29 protein-coding genes are annotated in these 24,570 nt (G+C 59.5%); 13 read left to right on the top strand and 16 right to left on the bottom strand.

Annotation, left to right across the window (positions count from 1 at the left end; translation table 11 throughout):
- Nucleotides 1–50: 50 nt before the first annotated feature.
- Nucleotides 51–566 (bottom strand): 2-oxo-4-hydroxy-4-carboxy-5-ureidoimidazoline decarboxylase, encoded by a 516-nt coding sequence (gene uraD / locus ACOZJV_RS21530; protein WP_421548463.1) that lies wholly within the window; start codon nt 564–566, stop codon nt 51–53.
- Nucleotides 563–1,489 carry an allantoinase PuuE gene (gene puuE, locus ACOZJV_RS21525; protein ID WP_421548462.1) on the bottom strand — a complete coding sequence of 309 codons (927 nt, stop codon included), beginning with the start codon at nt 1,487–1,489 and terminating at the stop codon, nt 563–565. The genes uraD and puuE overlap by 4 nt, the downstream gene beginning before the upstream one ends.
- Nucleotides 1,490–1,912: 423 nt before the next feature.
- On the opposite strand from puuE, the gene uraH reads away from it, so the two are divergent.
- Nucleotides 1,913–2,266, top strand: a complete 354-nt coding sequence (gene uraH, locus ACOZJV_RS21520; protein ID WP_078470741.1) for a hydroxyisourate hydrolase — start codon at nt 1,913–1,915, stop codon at nt 2,264–2,266.
- A 133-nt stretch (nt 2,267–2,399) separates the two neighbouring features.
- Here the strand turns inward: uraH and ACOZJV_RS21515 are convergent, their stop codons facing one another.
- From ACOZJV_RS21515 to ACOZJV_RS21505, 3 genes are all read right to left on the bottom strand, one after another.
- Nucleotides 2,400–3,026 (bottom strand): LysE family translocator, encoded by a 627-nt coding sequence (locus ACOZJV_RS21515; RefSeq protein WP_078470740.1) that lies wholly within the window; start codon nt 3,024–3,026, stop codon nt 2,400–2,402.
- 63 nt (nt 3,027–3,089) lie between these two features.
- Nucleotides 3,090–4,439 (bottom strand): NCS2 family permease, encoded by a 1,350-nt coding sequence (locus ACOZJV_RS21510; RefSeq protein WP_020299589.1) that lies wholly within the window; start codon nt 4,437–4,439, stop codon nt 3,090–3,092.
- A gap of 297 nt (nt 4,440–4,736) precedes the next feature.
- Nucleotides 4,737–5,171 carry a MarR family winged helix-turn-helix transcriptional regulator gene (locus tag ACOZJV_RS21505; protein WP_201131939.1) on the bottom strand — a complete coding sequence of 145 codons (435 nt, stop codon included), beginning with the start codon at nt 5,169–5,171 and terminating at the stop codon, nt 4,737–4,739.
- An 82-nt stretch (nt 5,172–5,253) separates the two neighbouring features.
- Here ACOZJV_RS21505 and ACOZJV_RS21500 point away from each other — a divergent pair, with 82 nt between their 5' ends.
- Nucleotides 5,254–6,420: a PLP-dependent aminotransferase family protein gene (locus ACOZJV_RS21500; RefSeq protein WP_421548461.1), complete on the top strand. Its 1,167-nt coding sequence runs from the start codon at nt 5,254–5,256 to the stop codon at nt 6,418–6,420.
- 10 nt (nt 6,421–6,430) lie between these two features.
- Entirely contained in the window at nt 6,431–7,033 is a 603-nt protein-coding gene (locus ACOZJV_RS21495) for a glutathione S-transferase family protein (protein WP_078470737.1), read from the top strand.
- Nucleotides 7,034–7,082: 49 nt separating this feature from the next.
- Here ACOZJV_RS21495 and ACOZJV_RS21490 read toward each other — a convergent pair whose 3' ends face one another.
- The 11 genes from ACOZJV_RS21490 to ACOZJV_RS21440 all read right to left on the bottom strand — a co-directional run bounded on the left by ACOZJV_RS21490 (nt 7,083) and on the right by ACOZJV_RS21440 (nt 15,324).
- Nucleotides 7,083–7,454 (bottom strand): glutathione S-transferase N-terminal domain-containing protein, encoded by a 372-nt coding sequence (locus ACOZJV_RS21490; protein ID WP_020299593.1) that lies wholly within the window; start codon nt 7,452–7,454, stop codon nt 7,083–7,085.
- Between the two features lie 101 nt (nt 7,455–7,555).
- Nucleotides 7,556–8,101: a GTP cyclohydrolase I FolE gene (gene folE / locus ACOZJV_RS21485; protein WP_010456659.1), complete on the bottom strand. Its 546-nt coding sequence runs from the start codon at nt 8,099–8,101 to the stop codon at nt 7,556–7,558.
- Between the two features lie 22 nt (nt 8,102–8,123).
- Nucleotides 8,124–9,332 carry a tyrosine-type recombinase/integrase gene (locus ACOZJV_RS21480; protein WP_421548460.1) on the bottom strand — a complete coding sequence of 403 codons (1,209 nt, stop codon included), beginning with the start codon at nt 9,330–9,332 and terminating at the stop codon, nt 8,124–8,126.
- Nucleotides 9,333–9,529: 197 nt separating this feature from the next.
- The gene (locus ACOZJV_RS21475; protein WP_421548459.1) at nt 9,530–9,793 is read right to left on the bottom strand and encodes a Lar family restriction alleviation protein; all 264 of its coding nucleotides are present in this window, start codon (nt 9,791–9,793) and stop codon (nt 9,530–9,532) included.
- Complete coding sequence (locus tag ACOZJV_RS21470; RefSeq protein ID WP_421548458.1) at nt 9,786–10,064, bottom strand: hypothetical protein; 279 nt, start codon at nt 10,062–10,064, stop codon at nt 9,786–9,788. Before ACOZJV_RS21470 ends, ACOZJV_RS21475 begins: the two co-directional genes overlap by 8 nt.
- A complete protein-coding gene (locus ACOZJV_RS21465) occupies nt 10,061–12,142 on the bottom strand; it encodes a DNA cytosine methyltransferase (protein WP_421548457.1) in 2,082 nt (693 codons plus the stop codon). Before ACOZJV_RS21465 ends, ACOZJV_RS21470 begins: the two co-directional genes overlap by 4 nt.
- 358 nt (nt 12,143–12,500) lie before the next feature.
- Nucleotides 12,501–12,917, bottom strand: coding sequence for a hypothetical protein (locus tag ACOZJV_RS21460; protein WP_421548456.1), 417 nt, complete (start codon nt 12,915–12,917; stop codon nt 12,501–12,503).
- 50 nt (nt 12,918–12,967) lie between these two features.
- Nucleotides 12,968–13,294 carry a pyocin activator PrtN family protein gene (locus ACOZJV_RS21455; RefSeq protein ID WP_421548455.1) on the bottom strand — a complete coding sequence of 109 codons (327 nt, stop codon included), beginning with the start codon at nt 13,292–13,294 and terminating at the stop codon, nt 12,968–12,970.
- Nucleotides 13,295–13,452: 158 nt separating this feature from the next.
- Nucleotides 13,453–13,737, bottom strand: coding sequence for a phage antirepressor KilAC domain-containing protein (locus ACOZJV_RS21450; RefSeq protein ID WP_421548454.1), 285 nt, complete (start codon nt 13,735–13,737; stop codon nt 13,453–13,455).
- Nucleotides 13,738–13,747: 10 nt separating this feature from the next.
- On the bottom strand, nt 13,748–14,338 hold the full coding sequence (locus ACOZJV_RS21445; RefSeq protein WP_421548453.1) for a hypothetical protein: 591 nt from the start codon (nt 14,336–14,338) through the stop codon (nt 13,748–13,750).
- 257 nt (nt 14,339–14,595) lie between these two features.
- Nucleotides 14,596–15,324 (bottom strand): XRE family transcriptional regulator, encoded by a 729-nt coding sequence (locus ACOZJV_RS21440; RefSeq protein WP_421548452.1) that lies wholly within the window; start codon nt 15,322–15,324, stop codon nt 14,596–14,598.
- Nucleotides 15,325–15,425: 101 nt separating this feature from the next.
- Between ACOZJV_RS21440 and ACOZJV_RS21435 the strand changes: the two genes are divergently transcribed.
- From ACOZJV_RS21435 to ACOZJV_RS21390, 10 genes are all read left to right on the top strand, one after another.
- Complete coding sequence (locus tag ACOZJV_RS21435; RefSeq protein ID WP_421548451.1) at nt 15,426–15,650, top strand: helix-turn-helix transcriptional regulator; 225 nt, start codon at nt 15,426–15,428, stop codon at nt 15,648–15,650.
- Nucleotides 15,651–15,977: 327 nt separating this feature from the next.
- Nucleotides 15,978–16,496: a phage regulatory CII family protein gene (locus ACOZJV_RS21430; RefSeq protein WP_421548450.1), complete on the top strand. Its 519-nt coding sequence runs from the start codon at nt 15,978–15,980 to the stop codon at nt 16,494–16,496.
- Nucleotides 16,489–16,716: a TraR/DksA family transcriptional regulator gene (locus tag ACOZJV_RS21425; RefSeq protein WP_421548449.1), complete on the top strand. Its 228-nt coding sequence runs from the start codon at nt 16,489–16,491 to the stop codon at nt 16,714–16,716. The genes ACOZJV_RS21430 and ACOZJV_RS21425 overlap by 8 nt, the downstream gene beginning before the upstream one ends.
- Nucleotides 16,706–18,922, top strand: coding sequence for a VapE domain-containing protein (locus ACOZJV_RS21420; protein WP_421548448.1), 2,217 nt, complete (start codon nt 16,706–16,708; stop codon nt 18,920–18,922). The genes ACOZJV_RS21425 and ACOZJV_RS21420 overlap by 11 nt, the downstream gene beginning before the upstream one ends.
- Nucleotides 18,915–19,274 carry a hypothetical protein gene (locus ACOZJV_RS21415; RefSeq protein ID WP_421548447.1) on the top strand — a complete coding sequence of 120 codons (360 nt, stop codon included), beginning with the start codon at nt 18,915–18,917 and terminating at the stop codon, nt 19,272–19,274. The genes ACOZJV_RS21420 and ACOZJV_RS21415 overlap by 8 nt, the downstream gene beginning before the upstream one ends.
- Nucleotides 19,275–19,794: 520 nt before the next feature.
- Nucleotides 19,795–20,139, top strand: a complete 345-nt coding sequence (locus ACOZJV_RS21410) for a phage holin family protein (RefSeq protein ID WP_421548446.1) — start codon at nt 19,795–19,797, stop codon at nt 20,137–20,139.
- A gap of 138 nt (nt 20,140–20,277) precedes the next feature.
- Nucleotides 20,278–20,802 carry a terminase small subunit gene (locus ACOZJV_RS21405; protein WP_421548445.1) on the top strand — a complete coding sequence of 175 codons (525 nt, stop codon included), beginning with the start codon at nt 20,278–20,280 and terminating at the stop codon, nt 20,800–20,802.
- Complete coding sequence (locus tag ACOZJV_RS21400) at nt 20,723–22,732, top strand: phage terminase large subunit family protein (protein ID WP_421548444.1); 2,010 nt, start codon at nt 20,723–20,725, stop codon at nt 22,730–22,732. Before ACOZJV_RS21405 ends, ACOZJV_RS21400 begins: the two co-directional genes overlap by 80 nt.
- 12 nt (nt 22,733–22,744) lie before the next feature.
- A complete protein-coding gene (locus ACOZJV_RS21395; protein WP_421548443.1) occupies nt 22,745–22,960 on the top strand; it encodes a hypothetical protein in 216 nt (71 codons plus the stop codon).
- Between the two features lie 2 nt (nt 22,961–22,962).
- Nucleotides 22,963–24,570, top strand: coding sequence for a phage portal protein (locus tag ACOZJV_RS21390; RefSeq protein ID WP_421548442.1), 1,608 nt, complete (start codon nt 22,963–22,965; stop codon nt 24,568–24,570).

Genomic DNA, 24,570 nt, shown 5'->3' with positions numbered 1-24,570 from the left:
AGAGCCCTGGGAAACCGTTGCGTACGTGGTGATTTCTCGGGCTAAGGTCGCTATAGGGTCAGTAAACGGAACAGGGCGATCTTGTTGATCTCCGCCAGCGCGCATTTGAATTCGGTGTCCACCGAGTTGTGGATGCGCGTTTCGAACGCCGCGAGGATCTGATGCCGGTTGCTGCCTTTTACCGCCATGATGAAGGGAAACTTGAACTTGGCCTTGTAGGCATCGTTCAGCTCGGTGAAGCGAGAAAACTCTTCGGCCGTGCATTGGTGAATACCGGCGCCCGCTTGTTCGTTGGTGCTGGCTTCGGTCAGTTGGCCCTGGACGGCGGCACGGCCGGCCAGGTCCGGGTGAGCGTTGATCAGTGCCAGCTGGCTGGCATGATCGGCGCTCAACAGGATGTCGCTCATGCGCTGGTGCAGGGTTTCGATCTCGTCGATCGAAGCGTCCTGGCCCAGGTCGAAGGCCTTTTCGGCCACCCATGGCGAATGTTCGTAGGTGTCGGCGAAGGCTTTGACGAATTCGTCACGGCTCAGGGTCGACGGTTTCAAGGTCTGGAACGCAGTCATTTGGCGGCTCCCTGGAAAGGGTGTACGTCATGCCAGTGACGGGCAATGTCTACGCGGCGGGTGAACCACACCTGGTCATGGCTCTTGGCGTACTCGATAAATCGCTTGAGGGCGGCCAGGCGCGCCGGGCGGCCGATCAGGCGGCAGTGCAAGCCGATAGAGAGCATCTTCGGTGCTTGCGCGCCCTCGGCATACAGGACGTCGAAGGCGTCTTTGAGGTACTCGAAAAAGTCATCGCCCTTGTTGAAACCCTGGACCTGGGTGAAGCGCATGTCGTTGGTATCGAGGGTGTAGGGGATCACCAGGTGCGGCTTGCCGGTAGGATTGTTCGGCTCCCAGTACGGCAGGTCATCGTCGTAGGTGTCGCAGTCATAGAGGAAGCCTCCTTCCTCCATCACCAGGCGCCGGGTATTGGGGCCGGTGCGGCCGGTGTACCAGCCCAGTGGGCGTTCACCGGTGATTTCGGTGAGGATGCGGATCGCTTCGAGCATGTGCTCGCGCTCCTGGGCCTCATCCATGTACTGATAGTCGATCCAGCGGTAGCCATGGCTGCAGATCTCGTGGCCGGCATCGACCATGGCGCGGATCACATCCGGGTGGCGCTGGGCGGCCATGGCCACGGCGAAGATGGTCAGGGGGATGTCGAATTCCTTGAACAGCTTGAGAATCCGCCACACGCCAGCACGGCTGCCATACTCGTACAGCGACTCCATGCTCATGTTGCGTTCGCCCTGCAGCGGTTGTGCCGAAACCATTTCCGAGAGGAAGGCTTCCGACTCTTTATCGCCGTGCAGGATGTTGCGTTCGCCGCCTTCTTCGTAATTGAGCACGAAGGACAGGGCAATCCGGGCATTACCCGGCCAGTGAGGATGAGGTGGGTTGGAGCCGTAACCGATCAGGTCGCGTGGGTAGTCAGCGCTCACTGCAGTCTTCCTTCTTGTGCGTGATAACGGTGGCGTGGCGTGGCCTGAAAAAGAAAAGCCAGGCTGGCGTCACTGCGATGGAGTGATTGTATACAAAACTGTAATCACATTGTAAGCCTGAATTTTTGCATTTTTCATCGGTTACTGGCGCATTGTGATACTGCAAGAAACCTGCCTGACTGGTCAGCTAATCGACAATAAACCTTCTATTCCCATGGTGTGCCCGCCGGACGGTGGTTAAACGCTTTATGGCCGTCAGGTGACTTAATTTGTGATTTTTATTGTGTACAATTTTTTTTAAAAATGTCTTAATCAGTCGCTCGCCGCATTTTTTCAGGCCCTGAAAGGGTGCGGCCTCCTTATTAACTGACTCCGGGAGGCGCGAGGTCTGGGTGCTTGAAGCGCGCCAGCCACGCACAATCAATGGGACGTTTGACTACACACGTTTTGGATGCCGCACATGGCTGCCCTGGCAGCGCAATCAAGGTTGAACTGTACCGGGTCGAGGGAGCCCAGTTGGAGCTGGTCGCCAGCGCCCTGACCAACAGCGACGGCCGTTGCGATGCACCCTTGCTGCAAGGCGATGACTACCGTTCCGGGGTTTATCAATTGCAATTCCACGCCGGGGACTACTACCGCGCCCGTGGCGTTCAGCTACCTGAGCCGGCGTTCCTCGATGTGGTGGTGCTGCGCTTCGGTATCTCGGCCGAGCAGGACCATTACCACGTGCCACTGCTGATTTCGCCCTACAGCTATTCGACCTATAGAGGAAGCTAGGAGGCTCCCCCAAGAATCCTGCGCAAATAGCTTCTTTGGTCTTTCGCCCGCTCACACTGCGGGCTTTTTTTCGTCTGCTGAACACCGTTGCCGGCAACCGCCCCCCGCAGGAGGCGGCTCGCCGATGTTGTCCTCAGCGGCTCAGCAGCGATGCCGCACCGGCGCCGCTGAACAACCCGGCGCTGATGCGGTTGAACCAGCTCTGGCCCTTGCCGCTGCGTAGATAGCGCGCGGCACCGTGTGCGCCAAGGCCATAGGCCAGCTTGCACAGCAGGTCGAGCACGGTCCAGGTGGCGATCATGATCAGCAGCTGGGGCAGGAACGGCTGCTCGGCACTGAGAAACTGCGGCAGGAAGGCGGCGAAGAACAGGATGTCCTTGGGATTGCTCGCCCCCAGGACGAATGCGCGCCCAAACAGTGCACGAAAGCGCGGAGTCGGTGCAGCCTCGGGCACATGGGCCCCCCGGGAAGGCTGTCGCGATTGTTGCCAGCTCTGCCAGGCGAGGTAGAACAGGTACAGCGCGCCGACGATTTTCAGGGCGCTGAACAGCTGTTCAGAGGCCAGCAGCAGCGCACCCAGGCCCAGCGCCGAAGCGCTCAGCAGGCAGATCGAAGCAAACACCCCGCCGAGAAACGCCGGGTACGAACGGCGCAAGCCGTAGTTCAGGCTGTTGCTGATCATCAGCAAAGACAGGGGCCCCGGAATCAGGATTACCACCAGCGCCGCGCCGCTGAACAGCAGCCAGGTTTCCACACTCATCACTTTCCTCCCAATGCACAAAAGCCCCACCCGACGGGGTGAGGCGGTTAAAACCGGTGTCGCCTACAAGAAAATGAACTTGGCGATAAAGATCGCGCACAGCACGTACAGGCTGACGGAAATTTCCTTGTGCTTGCCGGTCCCGGCCTTCAGCACCACATAGGTGATAAAGCCCAGGGCGATGCCATCGGCCACCGAGAACGTCAGCGGCATCATGATTGCCGTGACGATCGCCGGAATGCTGTCCGTAGCCTCGTCCCAATTGATATGGGCCATGCCGCCCATCATCAGCATCGCCACGTAAATCAATGCGCCGGCGGTGGCATAAGCGGGAATCATGCCGGCCAGCGGTGCAAAGAACATGGCCGCGATAAATAGCACGCCGACGGTGACCGCGGTAAGACCAGTCCGACCACCTGCCGCGACCCCCGCGGCGCTTTCGACGTAGCTGGTTACCGGCGGCACCCCGACCATGGCCCCAAATACGCTGGACGCGCTGTCGGCCTTGAGAGCTCGGGAGAGGTTTTCGATCCGGCCATCGGCGTTGACCAGCCCAGCGCGTTGGGCCACGCCCATCAGGGTGCCGGCGGTGTCGAACATGTGCACAAACAGAAAGGCCAGGACCACGCTGATCATGCTGACGTTGAACACCCCGGCGATGTCCATCGCCATCCAGGTTGGAGCCAGGCTCGGCGGGGTCGAGAGAATGCCGTTGTAATGCACCAGGTCCAGGCCCCAGCCGGCTGCAGTCACGGCGATGATGCTGATCAGGATCGCGCCGAACACCCGGTGGTAGCTGAGTACGGCGATCATCAGGAAGCAGATTGCTGCCAGCAATGGGCCGGGTTCGCGCAACGAACCGAGCTTGATCAGAGTGGCCGGGCTATCGACGACAATGCCTGCGGTCTTCAGGCCGATCAGCCCAAGGAACAAACCGACCCCGGCGCCCATGGCATAACGCAGGCTTACCGGAATGCTATTGAGCAGCCATTCACGCACCCGGGACAGGGTCAGGATCATGAACAGCACGCCCGAGATAAATACGGCGCCCAGTGCGGTTTCCCAGGTGTAACCCATGGTGCCGACCACGGTGTAGGTGAAAAACGCATTGAGGCCCATGCCCGGCGCCAGGCCCACCGGCCAGTTGGCGTACAACCCCATCAGCAGGCAACCGAGGGCGGCGGCGATGCAGGTCGCGACGAACGCCGCGCCATGGTCGATGCCGGCGTCGGCCATGATGTTGGGGTTGACGAAGATGATGTAGGCCATGGTGATAAAGGTCGTCAGGCCGGCAATCAACTCAGTCTTGACCGTGGTGCCATGCAACTTGAGTTTGAAGATGCGCTCCAGCCAGCCATGGCGCAGCGGCGGCGAGAGGTCGAGCGTAGGGGCTTCGGATTTGCGGCTTTCCACAGCGAGTACTCCTCAAGAGTTTTATTGTTATTTCCAGAACCGGACACGCGAAGGTGGGCAGCGGCTCTTTGAGGCAGGCAAGGCTGGCGGGTTTTGTTGACTGGAAGGTCAGGAACTCGCACGGAGCGAATTATGCGTTTGTATACAAAGAAAGCAAATAATGTTTTCTATATTGTATTCGAAAACTCCGGCGCAAAGGCTATATGCGCCAAAGGGTGACGCAAGGCCGCCAGGCGCGGCCTGTACCGGCAACCGTGCAATCGATTTTTTGGGGCCAGATCTGGCCCGGGGAGGGGATCAGCGGTTTTCGCCCAGCGCCTTGTTCACGGCCAGCCAACCATTCACGGCCGCCTCGCCGGCTTCGGCAAATGCGCGCTGCAGCAGTTTGACCTGCTCGCGGCGCAATGACTGCTCAAAGCGCACGCCGTCTTCGCTCAATTCGAGCAGGCGTTTGCGCTTGTCGGCTTCGGACGCAACGCTGCTGACCAGGTGCATTTCCATCAATTGGCGCAATGGAATGTTCAGCGCCTGCTTGCTCACGCCCAGGGCGGCGAGCAGTTCTTTCACGCTCAGCCCCGGGTAGCGGGCGATAAAAAACACAATGCGCTGGTGCACCCGGCTCAGGCCTCGGCGTTCGAGCATTTCGTCGGCCTTGGCGGTGAACGCCTGGTAGCCGAAGAAAAACGCTTCCATGGCATCTTGCTGAGTGGTTTGGTTTTTAAGGTCAAGCATATTGACGTATCTGTCCGGCTCGGCGTAATTTCGGTCAAGCAGTTTGACGTATTTCCTTCAGCCTTCGCTAGCGGTGATCCCCATGGCCTTCTCCGAACGTGTCTCTCGTCTTAAAAGCTCCCTGATCCGTGAAATCCTTGCCGCGGCCCAGCGCCCGGAAGTGATGTCGTTTGCTGGCGGGCTGCCGGCCGAGGTGATGCTGCCGAAGATCGAATGGGACGACATGCCGCTGTCCATGGGTCAATACGGCATGAGTGAGGGCGAACCGCAGCTGCGTGAAATCCTCGCTGCCGAGGCCCGGGTCCTGGGTGTGCCGTGTGAGGCGAGCCAGGTGCTGGTGGTCAGTGGTTCCCAGCAGACCCTGGATCTGGCAGCCAAGCTGTACATCGACAAGGGCACCGAGATCATGCTCGAAGCGCCGACCTACCTGGCGGCGCTGCAGATCTTCCAGCTGTTCGGCGCTGACTGCATCACCGTGCCCCTGGAGGCCGACGGCCCGGATCTCGGGTTATTGCGTGCGCGCCTGGAACAACACCGGCCGGCGTTTATCTACCTGATCCCGACTTTCCAGAACCCGTCGGCGGTGCGCTACAGCGAAGCCAAGCGCGATGGGGTGGCGGCGTTGCTCGATGAATTCGGCGTGACCCTGATCGAAGACGAACCCTATCGCGAGCTGACCTTTGACGGCGGCAGCGCCACCCCCATCGTCAGCCGTTTGAAAAAGGCCAGCTGGATCTACACCGGCACGGTTTCCAAGACCTTGCTCCCCGGTTTACGTGTGGGTTACCTGATCGCCAGTCCGGACCTGTTCCCGCATCTGCTGCGGCTGAAACAGTCGGCCGACTTGCACACCAACCGTGTTGGCCAGTGGCAGGCGATGCAATGGCTTGGCAGCGAAAAATTCCAGCAGCACCTGCACGAGTTGCGAGCTTTTTACCGGGTGCGCCGCGATGCATTTCAGGCCGCACTGCAGACTCACTTCGCGGACCTGGCGGATTGGCAGGTGCCTCAGGGTGGACTGTTTTTCTGGCTGAGCTTGAAACAGCCCCTGGACACCCGCACCTTGCTCAAGCCAGCGCTGGAACAGGACGTGGCTTTTATGCCTGGCGAGCCGTTCTTTTCCGAGCCGGACCGCAATCCAGGTCATTTGCGGTTGAATTTCAGTCATATCGATCCAGCGCGGCTGGACGAAGGTCTCAAGCGGTTGGCCGCCGTAGTACGTCAAGCACAGGCTGCACAAGCAGCCTAAGGGGAGGGCCATGTACAAGGTTTACGGCGATTATCGTTCAGGCAACTGCTACAAGATCAAGCTGATGCTGCACCTGCTGGGGCTGCCCTATGCCTGGCAGGCGGTGGATATCCTCAATGGCGACACCCAGACCGAGGCCTTTCTGGCCAAGAACCCCAACGGCAAGATTCCGGTGCTGGAACTTGAAGACGGCACCTGCTTGTGGGAGTCCAACGCGATCCTAAACTTCCTGGCCGATGGCAGCCGGTTCTTGCCCAGCGAGCCGAGATTGCGCACCCAGGTCCTGCAATGGCAGTTTTTCGAGCAATACAGTCACGAGCCTTACATCGCCGTGGCGCGTTTTATCCAGCTGTACCAGGGCTTGCCGGCAGAGCGGCAGCATGAATACGAAAAACTGCAAAAGCGCGGCTACAAGGCGCTGGACGTGATGGAACAGCAACTGAGCCGCACGCCCTATCTGGTGGGCGAGCAGTTCTCGATTGCCGATATTGCGTTGTATGCCTACACCCACGTGGCCGATGAGGGTGGTTTCGACCTGGTTCGCTACCCGGCGATCCAGGCCTGGATCCAGCGGGTACAAAGCCAGCCGGGGTATATCGGGATGTTTGACTGAACCTGCGCGGCCGCCGGACCGGGGCTGAGCAGCCCCGGGGTTGGCGACCTCAAGCCGCCTGGAAGCGTTTGTCGAGGTAGTCGATGATCACTTTGGATTCATACATCCAGGTGGTCTGGCCGTTTTCTTCGATGCGCAGGCACGGGACTTTGATCTTGCCGCCCTGTTCCAGCAGGGTCTGGCGGTCCTGTTCGTTGTTTTTCGCATCACGCAGGGCCACCGGCACGTTCAGGCGGCGCAGGGTGCGGCGGGTTTTCACGCAGAACGGGCAGGCATGGAACTGGTACAGGGTCAGGTCCTTGGCGGCCTGATCGACCTGGGCCTGGGCGGCGGCAGGGCGCTGCTGCTTGCGCGGGCGGGTGATGAAGTCGATGAGGATGATGAGTTGGCCCAGGCCGACTCGGAGCGCTTTGACAATCACAATTACAGCCTCTTGCCCATGAATGAAGGGGCGGCAGCTTACCTGATTTTGCCCAGGCGAAAAAAAACCGGCGATGAACGCCGGTTTTTCTGTGTTCGGTATTACTTGATCAGGCTGAGAAACTCGCTGCGGGTGGCAGCGTTTTCGCGGAACTCACCGAGCATCACCGAGGTGATCATGGACGAGTTCTGTTTCTCGACACCGCGCATCATCATGCACATGTGCTTGGCCTCGATCACCACAGCCACGCCCAGGGCGCCCGTCACTTGCTGGACGGCGTCGGCGATCTGCCGGCTGAGGTTTTCCTGGATCTGCAGGCGGCGGGCATACATATCGACGATGCGCGCGACCTTCGACAGACCCAGGACCTTGCCACTCGGAATGTAAGCGACGTGGGCCTTGCCGATGAAAGGCAGCAGGTGGTGTTCGCACAGCGAGTAAAGCTCGATGTCCTTGACCAGTACCATTTCGCTGTTGTCGGAGCTGAACAAGGCACCGTTGGTGACTTCTTCCAGCGTTTGTTCATAACCGCGGCAGAGGTACTGCATGGCTTTGGCGGCACGCTTAGGCGTGTCGAGCAGGCCCTCGCGGGAGACGTCCTCGCCCAGTTGGCCGAGGATCGCGGTGTAATTCTGTTCCAGTGTCACAGAGGCTGATTCCATAAGGGTTTCAGAGGGGTACTGTTTCTGTCTGTACCGATTTTGTACCAATCAAGCTTTGTTCAAGCTTCCCGAGTTCGCCCCAGTCAGTGCTGGAGTTTATCCATCGGGCGTATGTCGATAGCAGCATCTGAACGCTATGACCTAGCTGATTGGCAATAAACGCAGGGTTCATACCCGCCATGAGGCACATGGTAGCGTATGTGTGTCGGCAGTTGTATTGCCGGCGGGCGCGAATAGTCAGATCACTCAGCGCAGCCTGGAAGTGCTTATCTGTAACGCTCGCTTGCTGAATGAACTCAAAGCTCTTGGTTGGCGGAAACACGAATGGTGACTTTGTATGCTTGCGCCTGGTCTGTCGTTCACGTTGCTTGGCGACCAGTTTAGCCTCCTCAATGGCATGTAAGGCTCGACTGTTGAGCATGACCTGGCGGGTGTTGCGGGTCTTGGTGCGCTCCTCAATCTTGTAGTCAACGACGATTCGGCAAACATTGGCGAGGCGTTTCTCGGTGTCAATCTCGCTCCATTGAAGTGCGGCGATCTCACCTGGTCGCATCCCGGTATAAAAGGCGAACTCGAAATAAGCCGCGTAGATACGCATTGAACCTGTGAGTGTTGAGTACAGGTGCGCGATTAGTGCGTCTGCCTCCGCAACGCTAAAGGGATCTATAGTCTTTTTTGCCTTCGCCGGTAGTTCAATAGATTCAACGGGGTTTCTATTGATTAGCCCGTCTTTTACAGCAGTGCCGAGCAATGTGCTGAGCCGCTGAATAGCCGAACGCTTCACTCCCGCTGATGCCCATGGCGTGCTGCCGACGATCTGCCGCAGCATCACCGAGGTGATGCTGTCGAGTGGAAATATCGCCAGGCTAGGCATCCAATATAGGTTGAAGGATATGCGGTAGTTTTTGCGAGTGCCTTCCACAACTTCCCTGCTGTTCAGCCATTGCTGGGCATACTCCCCGAAGAGAGGCGTTGCCGTATATGTGGCGTATGCAGAGTTAGGAAACAACTCTGCATAGCGCTGATCATCCATTACACCGTGTTTGATCAGGTTGGTTACGTTAGTGCGTAGATCGGCGGCCGCTTTAATTCCTTTCGGCGTCTGGGGATAGGGGAGGGTCTCGCAGCGCCGGCGCCCGTTCCATGTGAAGCGAATGCGGACTGATTGACCGGCAAATTCAACTCCTGTGGGCAATCCCATTGGCTTTCGAGCCATGCCTCGTATCTCCTGATGCTGTAATAAATGCGATTATCAATGACGTTCCAAACACCCTTGGGGATGATTCCCCGGGCACGTTTGCCTTGTAGGGCTCTGCGAGTCGATCCCACCAATTCAGCCATTTTTTCTTCTGGAATCTTGTCGACTTGATAGCTTTCGAGGGGGGTGTCGGCTGTATCAATGGCCTTGTTCATTTATTGGACCCTCCACTCTGCTAAGGCCTGGAGCTGGGCGGCTGCTCGTCGATTCCACTCCTTCACAGCTTCGTCATGCCCTGGTTGATCTTCGTAGTCGTGCTGTTGAACTCCAACCGGACCCCGCGCCAAACAAGCGGAATGCTCACCTACCCGACCCTGACAGATGACAACTGAGGAGTCGCTGTCCAGCTGCTCGACGAATGGATCCTGCTGACCGCAGAAAGGGCACGGTTGGAGCGGCACGCTGATCAACTTACCCATGGCTCGCGCCCTCTGTGGCGGTGTCTTTCTGTTCAATCTCGTTCATCTGCTTACGCACCACGTCGACCAGTTCGTGACCGGTTTGGCCGGGGTAAAAATATGTACTGACCTGGCCTCGAGCATTACTGCGACACCAGTCAATTCGCAGGCAGTAGGAGCCGGGGCGCCAAGTGTTCGGGTTTGCCTCCCAGTATGTGTAGGTTTTGGGGTTGCGCAGCTTGAGCAGGTGCTGGCGCTGCGCCAATGTCAGGTGCTGTGGATAGCTGCTCATGCTGCCTCCTTTAACTGCTCGGCTTGGCGCCAAGGGTCATTTGTACGGGCGAGGGCAGCCATTGGCGGCGGGCTGACGCTGTTGCCGCACATGTGGACCTGCTGGGTCTTGGTGAACGGCTTGCCGTCGGCGCCGTGGCTGATGATGTAGTCGGCCGGGAAGCCCTGGGCCTTGTACAGCTCAGCCGGTTTCAGCATCCGCAGGCAGATGTCGACGATCACATACGGCGTCCCCTGGAGCATTACGGTGACCATGGCCAAGCGATCCTTGGTGGTGATGGTCGGTGTTGGTGAGTCGCAGGCGCTGATGTTCTCGGTGCCGTAGTAGCTGATCAGGAACGCCGCAACGCGCAGGGCGCCGGCTTCATGCTCTGGCGACAGCGTGAGCGACACCAGGGAGCTCTTGCCGCCACCACCGGCGGTAATGGTAGGCGCCGGTTCTTCCAGGCCCTGGCCTACACTGGCGCCGAACGCCCGCTCCATGAATGCGCTGGCCAGCCCGTGGTGTTGGCCGCCGGCGCTGATGGTGTGCAGCGGGTCGTTTACGTCCCGAGCATCGCAGTTGCCACGCAGGTGCACCAGGTTTGCCACGGCCAGCTGCTGCTGGCTGCCGGTGTTGGTTACCGTGGTCATGGGTTCGTGCATGCCCTTGGCGTGCGTGGTGTTGAATCCCCCGTTGGCCTGGATCATCACCGCCGTGCTGACGGCTTGGCCGCCGCCGCTGGCCGTGATGGTGCCGATCGGGCCGCAGATGTCGTTCACCCCGTGGGAGCGGCGCTTGTTTGCGCCAGAGCCCTCGCCGTGCCCAGCCTGGACGATACAGGCGGAAGCCAGCGCGCGGTGGTTCTGGGTCATCAGCGTGCCCACTGGCTGTTCCATGCCCACCGGCTTGCCGGAGTACTCCGGGCCACCGGCCCCAACCATCAATGGGCTGATAAGTGTCAGCTCGCCGCGATTCGCGCAGGTCACCGTCGGCAGCGGATCAAGTGGGTCATTGATCCTGTCACTGCCCTGGTGCGTTGCTGGTGCGATCACCGGACTCACCACCGAGAAGGCGCCGCCCTTGGGGTAAGAGGTAATGGTGCGCAACGGCTCGCCGGCGGATTGCACGGACTCGCCTGACCAATTAGCAATCGGCACAATGAACGGCGCCGGGTTGTCGATGACAAACTTCTTCATCCCCTTGGCGACACGGCGCAGGGTGGCCTGGGCCAGGTCTTTCTTGCGACCGAAAATGCTTTTGCCCAGGTCGGTGAAATCGATGCAGTCGGCGGCGGTTTTCCACTTCTGCTGACCCTTGACCGGGTTCTTTGCGTGGGTTGGCTCTGGCCATACGATCGGCTGGCCGTCGCACCGGGCAATCATGAACAGGCGTTCCCGGCTCGTCGGTGCGCCGAAGTCGCACGCTTTGATCACCTTCCACTCGACGACATAGCCCATGCCTTCCAGCAGGGCCACGAAGCGGCGCCAAGTGCGGCCGCGCTGTTTCGGGTCTGGTACCAGGAACTGGTTGGATACTGGCACCTGTTCGCCCGGCGCTGCCACTCGGTTGGTGGTCTTTCCTTTCTGGGTCGGGTGCGGCACCTGGTCCAGGGTCACCACGCGCCCGGTTGCCTTGTCGCGCTTGGCGATCAGGCGCCCCCACTGCAGGATCTGCTTCACGTTCTCCAGGCTGATCACTCGGGGCTTCTTCTTGCCGCCCCACTTAAGACCGATCCACGACAGATTACGGATCTCGCGCTTGCGCGGCTGACCGCCGGCTGCCTGGCTGTGGTGTGTGCAGTCCGGTGACATGTGAAACCAGCCGACGGCCTTGCCGCCGCATTCGGTGTCCGGATCGCCATCAAACACGTCGGTGGTGAAGTGTTTTGCGCCCGGGTGATTTACGGTGTGCATGCTGATTGCTTGCGGGCTGTGGTTCTTCGCCACATTCACAGTGCGGCCGAGGCCCATCTCCAGACCGGTCCCGGCACCGCCGCCACCGCAGAAGAAGTCGACAACGATCTCATCGTCTTGCGTGTTGAAGCTCAAAGCGTATTGGGTCTTGAAATCGAAGGGAGGTTTTTTCATGGATGTCATGACTGCTTCCCCTGAACAAGCAGAGAGTCAGCTCGCCCTGATAGGTGTGCATACCCCACGGCAGGCTGCGCGGGCGGGCAATCCTGAGCGATTAGCGTTGCATCATCAGTGGCTGCCTCGCGCAGCTTTTCGTGGGGTATAAACGCCTCGGAGGTGTTGCTGGAAAGAGTAGTAATGCCTGCTGCTGCGCAGCAGAGGCTCTCTGTTTTCTGAGTGTCGACGCTGATCGAGCAGCAGAGCAAAGCGGCTCCTGAACATGCTGTGTGCCTGCAGGTTTGTGTGCCGCTTTTCTCTGGGGAATGAATGGGTGTCGGTCCTGTGGTCGCTGTTATGTGGTGGCTAAGATCACTTGAGTGGTTCATGCCACCTTCTCCTGATCTGCAGAAAGCATTGCAGCCAGTTCGAGCAGTTTCTCCCGGTGGGCGCGAGCGTCCCTCTCCAGCTTTTTACCTGTCCGGAAGGCCCTGAAGGTGTCAGCTGCAATTCTCAGAGTCTCAGCAGCTTCAAGTAGCGTCAGGCGCTCAGCCTCACCCAACTTTGTGGCTGACAGGGCGCGTTCGTAGTGGCCGTAGAGCTTTTTGTAGTGAGCCCGGGCCTGGTCGAGTTGTAGTTGAACCTCCCTGATCGCTTCAGTGCTGTCGGCGTGCTCAATCGTCTTGCCTTCTTCAATCCCTGAAGTGCGGCCATCGTTCAAGCCATTGCGATAACCGGCGCAAAAGACGATGCCGACAAGCAGGATGAAAACGATCAGTGCGCAGATTTGGTACTCGGTCATGTGGTGTGCTCCTGGTGATTAAATCCGGCTGGTGGTGTCAGCCGGATGGGTTACTGATCTTGCTCAGGTGTTTCGGTTTGCAGCTTGGCTTGGTCCTCGTCGGCTCTGTAGGCGCGGATATCGATCAAGGCGGCTACATGTCGGATGTGTGCGTACTTCGGTGCCTTGCGGCTGCCGTACAGTGTTGTGATGGGGAGCTGGATACGACCGCTACTAATTTCTGTTGCGAACGACTGCTCGTTCAGGTTGCGGAAGTACTGCACGCGCAGCTTGTCAAGGGGGATCAGCACGTCGCCGAAGGTGCGGTAAAGCAACTCGACGGTGGCTGGATCCGGTGCAGGCATAAGCCGCAGTGGGTTCTGGTTAGCGTTGCTCATTTTTCTGTTGGCTCTCCGTGCGTTTCTGGCGGGCCGGGTGGTTCCAGGTATTGAGGCAGTGGCGTTTGGTCAACTCGCGCAGGTGCTCAGGTACCTCAAGGAGCGCAGCGTTGCGCTCCTCTTTGGTCCGCATGGCAAGGATCTGGCGAGCGTATTCCCTAGGCCACGTCACGGTGGTCAGCCTGGATCTCCGGCAATGGGAGTCCTAACTGCTCGGCAAGCCAGTGAAGCCCGAGTTGTTTTACCCGTGCTGAGCGGCTGTATTGCATGCCGAGTTTCGGGTGCCACCATTTGCTTTCTTTGATGCCCAGGTACTCGCGATCCCGAGTTGGGAAGGTGGGCAGGTTCTGCTCGTTGAGTAGACCTTTTGCACGCATCAGTTTGATCAGTTTCGGCCGAGTCGTGCCCAGGTACTGGGCAGCTTTGGTGAGGTTGCGTTCCATGGCTGCCCCCTCACGCTGCATGCGCTGCAGGTGTTGCGACTTCAGACAGGTGCCGGATGGATTCGACCAGCTTCTGGTACATCTCGATTTCAGTGCCGCATAGGGTGAAGCACTTGGTGCGTGGTCGTTTCTTGCCAATGCTCATGATGGTGGTCACGGCATTGCGGGTGCTGCAGCGGTGCAGCGCCACCTGGATGGGGAGATCAAACCCCATGTACAGGTCCAGAACACCGCCACGGCGAACCAGCTCAAACAGCTGTTGTTGATGTGCGGTATCAAATTCGCCGTATTGACGAGTCGCATGAGGGAGGGGGTTGAGGTCAACCACGCCGTCCAGGTCGCTGGTGCCATTGGCGATTTCCTCGATGAAGTCCGCCAGTTTGAGGTGCGTCTTCGGGCCGTTTTCCAAGGTCAGCGTGTGGCGTTCGCTGCCGAGTTCAACCGTGAAGAGGGTGTCGGTAAGGCCGCGGTCGACCTTCAAGCGAAAGGTCATGGCTTCACGCTTGGGAGCTGAGCGGATCGTGTGCACGAATGTCTCACTCAAGTTCACTTGGGCGTTAAGCAGCTGCAGTGTGCGGTTGTCGAGTTTGAACACGTTCATGCTGCGTGCCCTCCGCCGTTAGGGTCGACAGTGGGAAACGCAGTGGGAGCCTTGAGGCGTGGCTTGGACGCAATGAACGCGCACCCGAATTGAAGCGCCAGGCGGCGAACTTCAAAAATTCGGGTGGATGTTGCGGCCGTTGGGTGGACGTGCAGAGTTGCTGTGGTGTGCATGGTGTTGCCTCGCTCTGTGGTGGAAGAGTGAGGCGAATATCACGTATCGTGCGCTACCATGTCAACACGAAATGTGATTTTTAATCACGGATTGTTCAGGAACCGTGATGACTTCAGTATTCCTCCTACTAGATGTATCTCCATCACCTCGCTTTTAGCTATATGAATTGGAGAGTGTTCAGCATTGACGCTGTCCAGTCTGTACATACCGTCACGTTGGTAAATGAACTCTTTGATCATGGTTCGACCGGCGACAGTTCGGACCATAACCTCGTCACCACTGTAGTAACTCTTGTTCGGTTCAATTAGGACGTATTCGCCGTTTTTGATCCTGGGGTGCATGCTATCGCCTGTGACTTTCAGGCCATAAGCATCAGGGTCGTCGCTGTGAATATTTAGATAACCGTCACCGTGGCCCGGTGGGAAATCCATTGCTTCAAAGAAACCTTCATTACCAAGCTGAGCAGTTCCAACCACTGGAACACGTCCTGTTTTCGCTGTTCCCGCGCCTATATACAGGGGGGAATCCTGGTTGATCTTCAGCTTAGGGCGAGCGCTGATGTCGTAGGTGTTCCCTAAAGTGTCATTGAACTTGTGAGGCGAGGGCCCTTCAGCTTCGGCAACAAGCTCAGCAAATTTAATGTTTAGTGCAGCTGCGATCTTCCCTAAATCTTGAAGGTTGGGTTGGCGGGTCCCCTTCTCATAGTTGCCGATTCGAGACTGTGATTCCCACCCACAGGCTTGGGCAAGCTCCTTTTGGCTCATGCCTTTGGCGGTTCTTAATGTTTTGATGCGTGAGCCGAGTGTGTTCATGGGGGTATTTTTACCACGCATTGAAATGTTTTTTTTGCACTTTGCGTGTTGCCTTAATCACGTAACGTGATAATATTTGATCCGTTCAAAGGAGGATCTGAATGAACAGGATTGCAGAGCTTCGAGACAAGGTCGGTATAAAGCAGCGTGATTTGGTTGCGGCCTTAGGCTGGACGCAAGCCCGGATCAGTAATTATGAGGCAGGGCGGAGAACGGCTGGCCTTGCTGAGTGCCGAGCTATTACTGCAGCGTTGAATCAGCTTGGGGCGAAATGTTCTTTGGATGAAGTTTTCCCGCCCGAAGTAAACGCTTCAGAGGCAGCTTAGAAAAAAGGCGACCCAAGGGCCGCCCAGTTCCTCCCGACACGCACCACCACAGCGCCGTCGGGTCGCGATAAAGATAGGCGGGCACACCACATGCAAACCGTCGATCTTTACCGCGCTTTCCAAGGCTCGGAAGCCTTGGTGTTGCTGCCTTTTCCACCACAGATTGGGCAGCTGTTGCGCCAGAGGTGAACAACGGATTGTTCGCCTTGGCACGGTGCCGGTATCGGTCTTGCGGACCTAGCCGGCTTTTGGGCCCTTTCAAGCCACGCGGCAAATGTATCACCACTGCATGCCGCGCGGCACTGGCAACTTACAAGGATTAATGCCATGAGCCGTATCGCTCTGAGTTGCGTTGATCGAGCACAGCGGGAAGTCCTGACGCTCGAATTAGCGCTGTACCACGCCGCCCGGGACTATCCAGGCGGCGCTGCTGCAATCGCCGCCACCACCGGCAGAAACTCCACCACGCTGCAGCACAAACTGTCCCCGACCCACCCCAGCCACTCGGTGAACATTCAAGAGTTTGGCGAAATCCTTGAGTTGACCAAGGACCGCCGGATCCTCGATGCGGTGCACGCGTTAGTCGGGGATACGACCTGGCAAGAGTTGGCCGAGGCGTATACCAACGACATGCCGGAGACCCTTACCACCGGCATTGCAGTCTATTTCCGCCAGGTGGCGGATCTGGCTGATACCTGGGCCAAGAGCATTGGTGACGGAGTTGTCTCCGACAGTGAGCTGGCTGAGATTCGCCTGCAGGTTTTTCGTGGCATTCAAGGGCTGTTGGGGATGTTCAACCGCGCCACCTACGTCAACAAGACGACGCGAGGTGCCGACCGTGGCTGATATCGCTGATTTTGCTAATGACCTGGTGCAGGAGCGTCTCGACCAAGCGCTTGCAGCACGAAATGCCAGCAAGCCCGAGACCGCCCCTCACTCCTTTTTGTTCTGCGACGAGTGCGACTCGCCGATCCCTGAAGCCCGGCGCCTGGCATTGCCAGGGTGCATCTGCTGCGTTTCGTGCCAACAGATCAACGAACTGCGGGAGGCCCGCCATGCTCGATGAGGTATTGGGGCAATTCGCCGATTACGGCCTGGAGCCCTTGCAGCCGCTGGTGTTCGGCAAGCTCACTCGCTGCAAGACTGCCCAGGACAAGGGCAAGGAAAAGAATGGTTGGTACGTGGTGCATGAGCACCGAACCGCGAAGGGTGAAACCCTGATCTTCGGCAGCTTTGGCGACTGGCGCTCGGGCGAGACGCAGAAGATCAAGGTCAAGGCCGGTCGCATGAGCGCTGAGGAGCGCGAGGTGATGCGCGCTCGCCAGGAGGAGGCCAAGCGACGTGCTGCAGAGGTGGCTGCCAACGCAGCGCGCCGCGCGGCGAACCGTGCGGCCTCGCTGTTCAAACGTATGCCCGAAAAGGGCCGCAGCACCTACCTGGATCGAAAGCAAATCGTCGGGTTCGGCGTTCGTTATGCACCACGCTCCGGCGCATTTTTGGTGCCGATGAGCAACGTACGTGACCAGATTGTCGGCCTGCAGGTGATCTTCCCCGAGAAGCAGCCAGACACCGGGCGAGACAAGTCCTACTGGCCCTACGGGATGTCAAAGGAGGGCGCTTTTCATCTGATCGGGCCGCACCCTGAGCCGGGCGAGGCCATCTTGGTGTGTGAGGGCTACGCCACCGGCGCCAGCTTGCACATGGCGACCTCGCTAACGGTCGCCATTGCTTTTGATGCTGGCAACCTGATGCTGGTTTCAAAGGCCATGCGTGAGCGTTTTCCTGGGCGCCCGGTCATTGTGTGCCGGGATGATGATTGGAAGACCAAACGCCCAAATGGCGAGCCTTGGAACCCGGGCAAGGAGCGTGCTGAAAACGCGGCGACCGTCGTGGGAGGCCAGGTGGTTGGGCCGAACTTTGCTTGTGAGCGAGAGGATAAGTGGACCGACTTCAACGACTTGCACTGTGCTGAAGGCTTGGACGCTGTCCGGCGGCAGGTGCTCGCGGTGGTCAAGCCTGCCGCAGCTGGTGGTTGGAGGGATCTGTTGGCCCGTAGTGAAAGCGGCATGCTGATTGCGCACATGCAGAACGTTGAGCTGATCCTCGGTAATGACGAGCGCTGGGCCGGAGTGATCGGCTTCAGCTCATTCAGTTCGAAGATCGTCAAACTGCGAGTCCCACCCTATGGCGGTGTGACTGGTGATTGGGCGGACATCGACGACATGCTGGTAATGAAGTGGCTCGCGCAGCAGTACAACCTGCGGGTAAAGGCTAGTCACGTGATCGAGGCTGTCAGCGTCGTCGCTCACGACAGCTCATTTCACCCCGTACGCAACTACCTTCATGGCTTGGAGTGGGACCAAGTACCACGGCTCAGTTCCTGGTTGACCGACATCATGGGTGTGGCCCCCACTGACTACAGCTCAAAGGTGGGCAAACGATGGATGATCTCGGCTGTGGGCCGGGTTATGTCGCCCGGCTGCAAGGCCGACTCGGTGATGATCCTTGAAGGTGCCCAGGGCGCCGGTAAGTCGACTGCCATGAGCATTCTCGGTGGTGAGTGGTTCATGGATACGCCGTTTACTCTGGGTGACAAGGACGCGTTCCAAGCGATCCGGGGGAAGTGGATTATCGAACTGGGTGAGCTGGACAGCTTCAACAAGGCCGAGTCGACCAAGGCTAAACAGTTCTTCTCGGCCTCGATTGATACCTACCGTGAGAGCTATGGCCGCAGAACGATGGACGTGCCACGCCAGTGTGTTTTCGTGGGCACGACCAACCAGGACGAATACCTCAAGGACGCGACGGGCAACCGGCGCTATTGGCCGGTGGCGTGTACCAAGGTTGAGCTGGAGCAGTTGCGCCAGGTACGTGACCAGCTCTGGGCTGAGGCGATGTTCTGCTACTTGGCGGGGGATATCTGGTGGGTTGTTCGAGATGAGGCGCCCCTGTTCGCTGAGGCCCAGGAGGAGCGCTTTGTGGTGGATGAATGGGAGGGCCCGATCCTCACCTGGTTGGAGGAGTCGCAGATCGGTGAAACCGCCACTGGTAGCGAGATCTTGGCCGGAGCCTTGAAGCTGGACTTCGGACATTGGGGCAAGCCGGAGCAGATGCGTGTCGGCGCGATCATGCATCGCCTGGGGTGGCGCAAGGTGCGGCAGCCCGCGTTGGCCAAGAGTGGGGTTCGACCTTGGGCCTACAAGAAGCCTGAGACGTGGGGCCGGCACTCGGCGCTGGTGGTCGAGAAGATCGAGGAGCCTTGTTTTGATTAAGGAGATCGATGCGCTGTTGCGGCTTTGGGCCCATGAGCTACACAGCGATCTATCCAGCGGTGGGCTCGCCGGCGGCAACATGGTCGCGATGATGATGGAGAGTAACGGCCAGCTCAGTCGAGGCAGGCGTGCAAGTAAGGCGCCACTGGAGGGCTCGCTCGACATGGAGCTGATCGTGACTAAGCACCTGGATGCAGAGCTGGCGTTGGTCGTGCGCGAGCACTACTGCAACCACGACTCCAACATGGCACTGCGTTATGCCCATTGCGGATGCGGCCGCGACACCTACTACCAGCGTCTGCACGACGCTCACCTGTGCATTGGTATGTTGCTGATGGGGAAGGCTGCTTGATCCTTGCCCTAGCTCCGTTCCTTGCTGTCCTACTGTCCAGCCTTGTCCAACTGCAAATGGGTGCAGTTGGACAGGCGCGGGGCACGTCTTTTGTGGTCTGTCCTACTGTCCTACCTTCCCGCACGTCACACACATGTGTGAGCGCAGCGGGCGCCCATACGCGCCATGGGCGCGCACGCGTGCTTTTAGCTTTCTCTCTTTACACGAGGAAGGATAAGTAAAGGTAGGACAGTGGGCCAGAGCCTTTAATTTCGGGGCCTGTAGCTGTCCGACCTGACTCAATATAGGTGGGACAGGTAGGACAGCGCCAAAGGCGCTGATAGCCGAAATAAAGATATTCACCGACATTGCCTAGGCGTTCACCAGACATTCACCGGGTGGCATTAAAACAGGCTTGCTGCCACCGGAATCGACCTGTAAAAAGTAGTCATCTTCGATAGGTGCGACCGCAAGCAGCGGGACACACCACCACACTGAGCCCGGCCATTGCGCCGGGTTTTTGCGTTTATGGGGTAGGGCGATGACGAACGAGCAGCAGGCTCTTGTAGATATGCCGGTATGGATGCTGATCATGCTGTCGCTGGTCGGCGGCGTGTCCGGTGAGATGTGGCGAGCGGACAAGGCCGGGGTCCGAGGCTGGCCCTTAGTGCGGCGCTTGGCGCTTCGGTCCGGCGCCTGCATCGGGTGCGGGTTGTCCACCATGATGTTGTTGCACGCTGCCGGCGTATCCATCTGGGCGGCTTCGGCCATTGGTTGCCTGACGGCGATGGCCGGCGCCGATGTGGCCATTGGGTTGTACGAACGTTGGGCAGCCAAGCGGCTGGGCGTGTGTGAAGTGCCGCCCAGCGATGGCGGTCAAGCATGACAGCGCCGGGCAGGCCGGGGCGGAGCCCAGAATTTCTGGGTCCTCCCCCGGGGCCGCCCCCTACACGGGTTATCGAACTCGCGGTTTCCCTGTAGCTGAGATTGGTGCAGGGATGTCCGTCTTTTCAAGGACTTAACAATGGGCAAGACAGTCAGCAAGCCCGAGCTTAGTGAGATCGTCGGTCGCGATGAACGCACCCTGAGCCGGTGGCAGAACGACGGGATGCCGGTGATTGAGTTCGGGGTAGGGCGGGGCAACGAAAACCAGTACGACACCCAGGCAGTGATCGAATGGCTGATGCGCCAAGCCGCACTGAACGGCAAGAAGGAGTCCACCCGGGACCGGCTCGACAGGCTGCGCGGCGACCGCGAAGAGCTGGCGCTGGCCAAGGAGCTGGGCGCGGTTGTGATCGAGGCGGAGATGGTCCAACGGTTTGAGACCGCGATCACTTCAGCCAAGATCGAACTGCTCAATACCTTTCCCGATGAACTGGCTACGACCTTGTCCGCCCGCTATGGGGTTGAGGTGGATGAGCAACTTATCCGCGAGCCCGTCGAATCAATACTGAGGAGGCTGTCCGCGTATGACCAGGACGACGATGATCCCGAGTGGGATACTGACGAGCCGGACGATGAGGAGGGCGCTGAAGAAGACGGCGAGTAATGGCATCCGTCGGGCGTGCCGAAAATGGGCGCCGCCGCCACGCATGAGTATCATCGAATGGGCCACTCGATACCGTTACCTCTCAACCGAAGAGGCGGGCAAGCCAGGCAAGTATCGATTTGACGTTACGCCTCACTTGATTTGGCCGGGTGGCCCGCTGGAGGCACTAGACGATCCGAATGTGTTTGAGGTCGTTGGGCGCAAGTCGGCCCAGGTAGCCTGGACCTCGGGCGTGATGGGTAACGCTATCGGCAAATGGATCGACCTCGACCCGTCCCCGATCCTGATCCTGTTCCCCAAAGCCGAAGCGGCGAAGCAATATGTCGCCGAAAAGCTGGAGCCCATGATTGCCGCAACTAAGCGCTTGCGTAAAAAGGTTGATCTGCGCAGCCGCAAGCTGCAGCAACGTCAAGACTTCAAGCGCTTTCCGGGTGGCTTCCTGAAGATGGTTGGCTCCAACAGCCCGTCCAGCGTGAAGTCGACGCCGGTACCTCGGGTGGCGGTGGAAGAACCCGACGACTGCAACCTCAACCTGAGGGGGCAGGGGGACAGCATCAAGCTGGCCAAGGAGCGTCTCAAGACCTTTCGCCGTTCAAAGATCATCATCGGCGGCACCCCGACCATTAAGGGGCTGTCGGCAATCGATGCAGAGCTGGAGCTGTCGGACAAGCGCGTGGGCCTGGTGCCGTGCCACGAATGCGGCCAGGCCCACGCGCTGAGCTTCGAACACCTGCACTGTGACGAAGACCCGCATTACTTCCATGAGGTCTACGGCAAGCGTCGACCTGAAACGGCGTTCTATGCTTGCCCGCATTGCAGCGCCATCTGGGATGACCACCAGAAGAACGCCAACCTTAAGCACGGGCGCTGGGAGGCAACGGCCGAATTTCGCGGCATTGCGGGTTACATCCTCAATGAGCTTTACGCCACGTTCTACGGTTCGCGGTTTGAGGCGTTGATGGAGAAGAAGCTGCAGGCCGAGCATGCCGCTTCTAACGGTAACCATGGGCCGATGATCGCGTTTACCAACAGTCAGATGGGCGAGTGCTACGAATACAAGAGCAACGCGCCCAAGACCGACGAGCTGGAGAAACGGGCCGAACCCTACGCCGAGTTGACCGCCCCTAAGGGTGTGTTGCTGGTGACGGTTGGTGTGGACGTCCAAGGCGACCGCCTGGCGCTGATGATCGTGGGCTGGGGCAGGGGCGAGGAGTCTTGGCGGTTGTACTGGGGCGAGCTGCCCGGCAACCCCATCGACCCCCACGACCCGGTCTGGTCCGAACTCGACAAGATCATTGCCACCCCGATTCCGGTTGAAGGCGGCGCACAGATCGCGGTTTCGGCGGTGAGCATCGACAGCTCGGACGGTAACACCAGTGATGCGGTGTACACCTACGTGCGGGACCGTCAGCGCTTCAACATCATGGCAATCAAGGGCGCGTCCATCGACAGCCGCGACCGGGAGATCTTCACCAAGCCGGCCCAATCGGCAGACACCAGCCAGGACAACACCAAGGCCGCCAAGTACGGCCTGCGGGTGTATATCGTTGGCACACATAAGGCCAAGACGCTGATCGATGGCCGCATGCGGCTCACGGGCAGCGGGCCCGGGCGGATGCACTGGTACAGCGAGATCCGCCCGGACTACTACGAGCAAGTCACCAACGAGGTGCTGGCACCGCATCCCCGACAACCCAGCAAGATGGTCTGGCAGAGGAAAGCAGGCCGGCGCAACGAAGCGCTGGACTGCGAGGTGTACGCCTTGCATGCGGCTCGCAGCCTCAAGACGCACCTGTTGCGTGACAACGAATGGGACCAGCTCGAGCAGCAACAGCTCCAGCCCACCCTCTTTTCTACTGAGCAGGCGGTCGCCCCGGTTCCTCGTCGCGCGGTTTCTCGCGGCAGGGGTACCCGGAGCCGCGTCGGCTAACCGAGGTTCACCATGACAGATGCACAACAACGCCTTGCGGAAGTACGGGCGGCGATCTCGGCCGTCCTGAACACCGGCCAGCGCCTGCGCCGAGCGGACCGCGAGGTACAACTGGCGGAGCTCAACAGCTTGCGTCTCTTGGAAAAACAGTACGCCGAACAGGTGGCAAGCGAGCAGGCCGCGCTCAAGGGGCGAGGCCGTAGCCGCGTTTCTTACGTGGGGATCTGATCATGTGGCCATTTCGTACACGTGAGTCTGCACCTGAACAGCTGATGCGCGAGGCTATCCGGGTTGCGAGGGCATCGACCGATGACCAGCAGATCGTCGCCCAGGGCGGTGGCGGCGGCGTCGAAACCCGCTGGCGCGGCGCCTCCCGTGTGCTGCGCAGCATGGCCAGCTGGATCCCTGGGCTGGGCAGTCCGCGCCGTGATTTCAATCAGAGTGAACGGCGCATGCTGGTGGCGCGCTCCCGCGATGCCATGCGCAATCACCTGGTCGCTCGCGCGGCCATCACGCGTTTGCGGACCAACGTGGTGGGCACCGGGTTGGTCTGCCGGGCGCAGGTCGACAACGAGGCGCTGGGCCTGAGTGAAGAGGAGGCGGATGCGCTGAACGGCCGGCTAGATCGGTTGTGGTCCTTGTACGCCGATGACCCTCGGGAGTGCGACGCGGAGGCAACACTGAACCACTACCAGCTGCAGGCCCTGGTGCTGGTGTCCTCGTTGGTAGCCGGTGATGTACTGGTGGCCAGCCCGGATCAAGAGCGGCCCGGGTGCATTTTCAGCACACGGCTGCAGCTGATCGAATCGGATCGGGTCAGCAATCCGAACGGCGGTATGGACCGGGTCGACCTGGTCGACGGGGTGGAGTGTGACGCGTTGGGGGCGCCAGTCGCTTATCACGTCTGCACCGGCTATCCCGGCGAGCACCTGGTGGGCAAGACGTTGGCCTGGGAGCGTCTAACCGCGTTCGGTGCTGAGACAGGCCGGCGCCGTGTGCTGCATGTCCTTGCAGACAAGGAACGGCCAGGACAGAAACGAGGCATGCCCTACCTGGCCCCGGTGCTGGAGCCGCTGCAGAAGCTGGAGCGCTATAGCAGCGCGGAGCTTATGGCGGCGGTGATCTCGGCCATGTTCACCGTGTTTATCAAGAAGGGGTCCGATTTCTCGGCCGGCAATCTGCCGATGACGGCACTCTCTGAAGAGCGTCCTGATGGAGACAACACGGCAGACGGTGAGCTGAGCCTTGGCGAAGGGGCAGTTGTCGACCTCGGGGTGGGCGAGGAACCGGTGGTAGCCAACCCCGGCCGGCCTAATGCCCAGTTCGACCCGTTCTTCACCGCTGTGGTCAAGGAGATCGGCGCTGCCCTGGAGCTGCCGCTGGAGGAGTTGCTGCTGCACTACAGCAGCAGCTACAGCGCCGCCCGGGCTGCAATGCTGCAGGCGTGGCGCTTCTACAGCCTGCGCCGCTGGTGGTTGGCCTGCGACTTCTGCCAACCCAGCCGCGAGCTGGTGATCGATGAGGCGGTGGCCCGGGGGTTGATCGACCTTCCCGGGTACGGCGACCCAGCCAAGCGCAAGGCGTACTGCCAGGCCATCTGGATCGGCCCAGCCCGTGGCGCCATCGATGAACTGAAAGAGGCCAACGCCGCCGGCAAGCGCATCGAGATCGGCGTTAGCAACGAAACCCTGGAGACCGCAGCGATGACTGGTGAGCCCTGGCAGCAGGTCTTCCGCCAGCGCGTGCGCGAGGTCGACCAACGCCGCAAACACAGCCTGCAAGCCCTGCCCAAGAGTGGGTTGGAAAACCCGCCTGAGCCTACCCCCGAAGAGGAATAG

It is taken from the genome of Pseudomonas sp. QD4, from assembly GCF_049199125.1.
Lineage (GTDB): Bacteria > Pseudomonadota > Gammaproteobacteria > Pseudomonadales > Pseudomonadaceae > Aquipseudomonas.
Note: the sequence above shows the minus strand (reverse complement) of the source record. Positions and strands in the feature narration are given on the sequence as shown.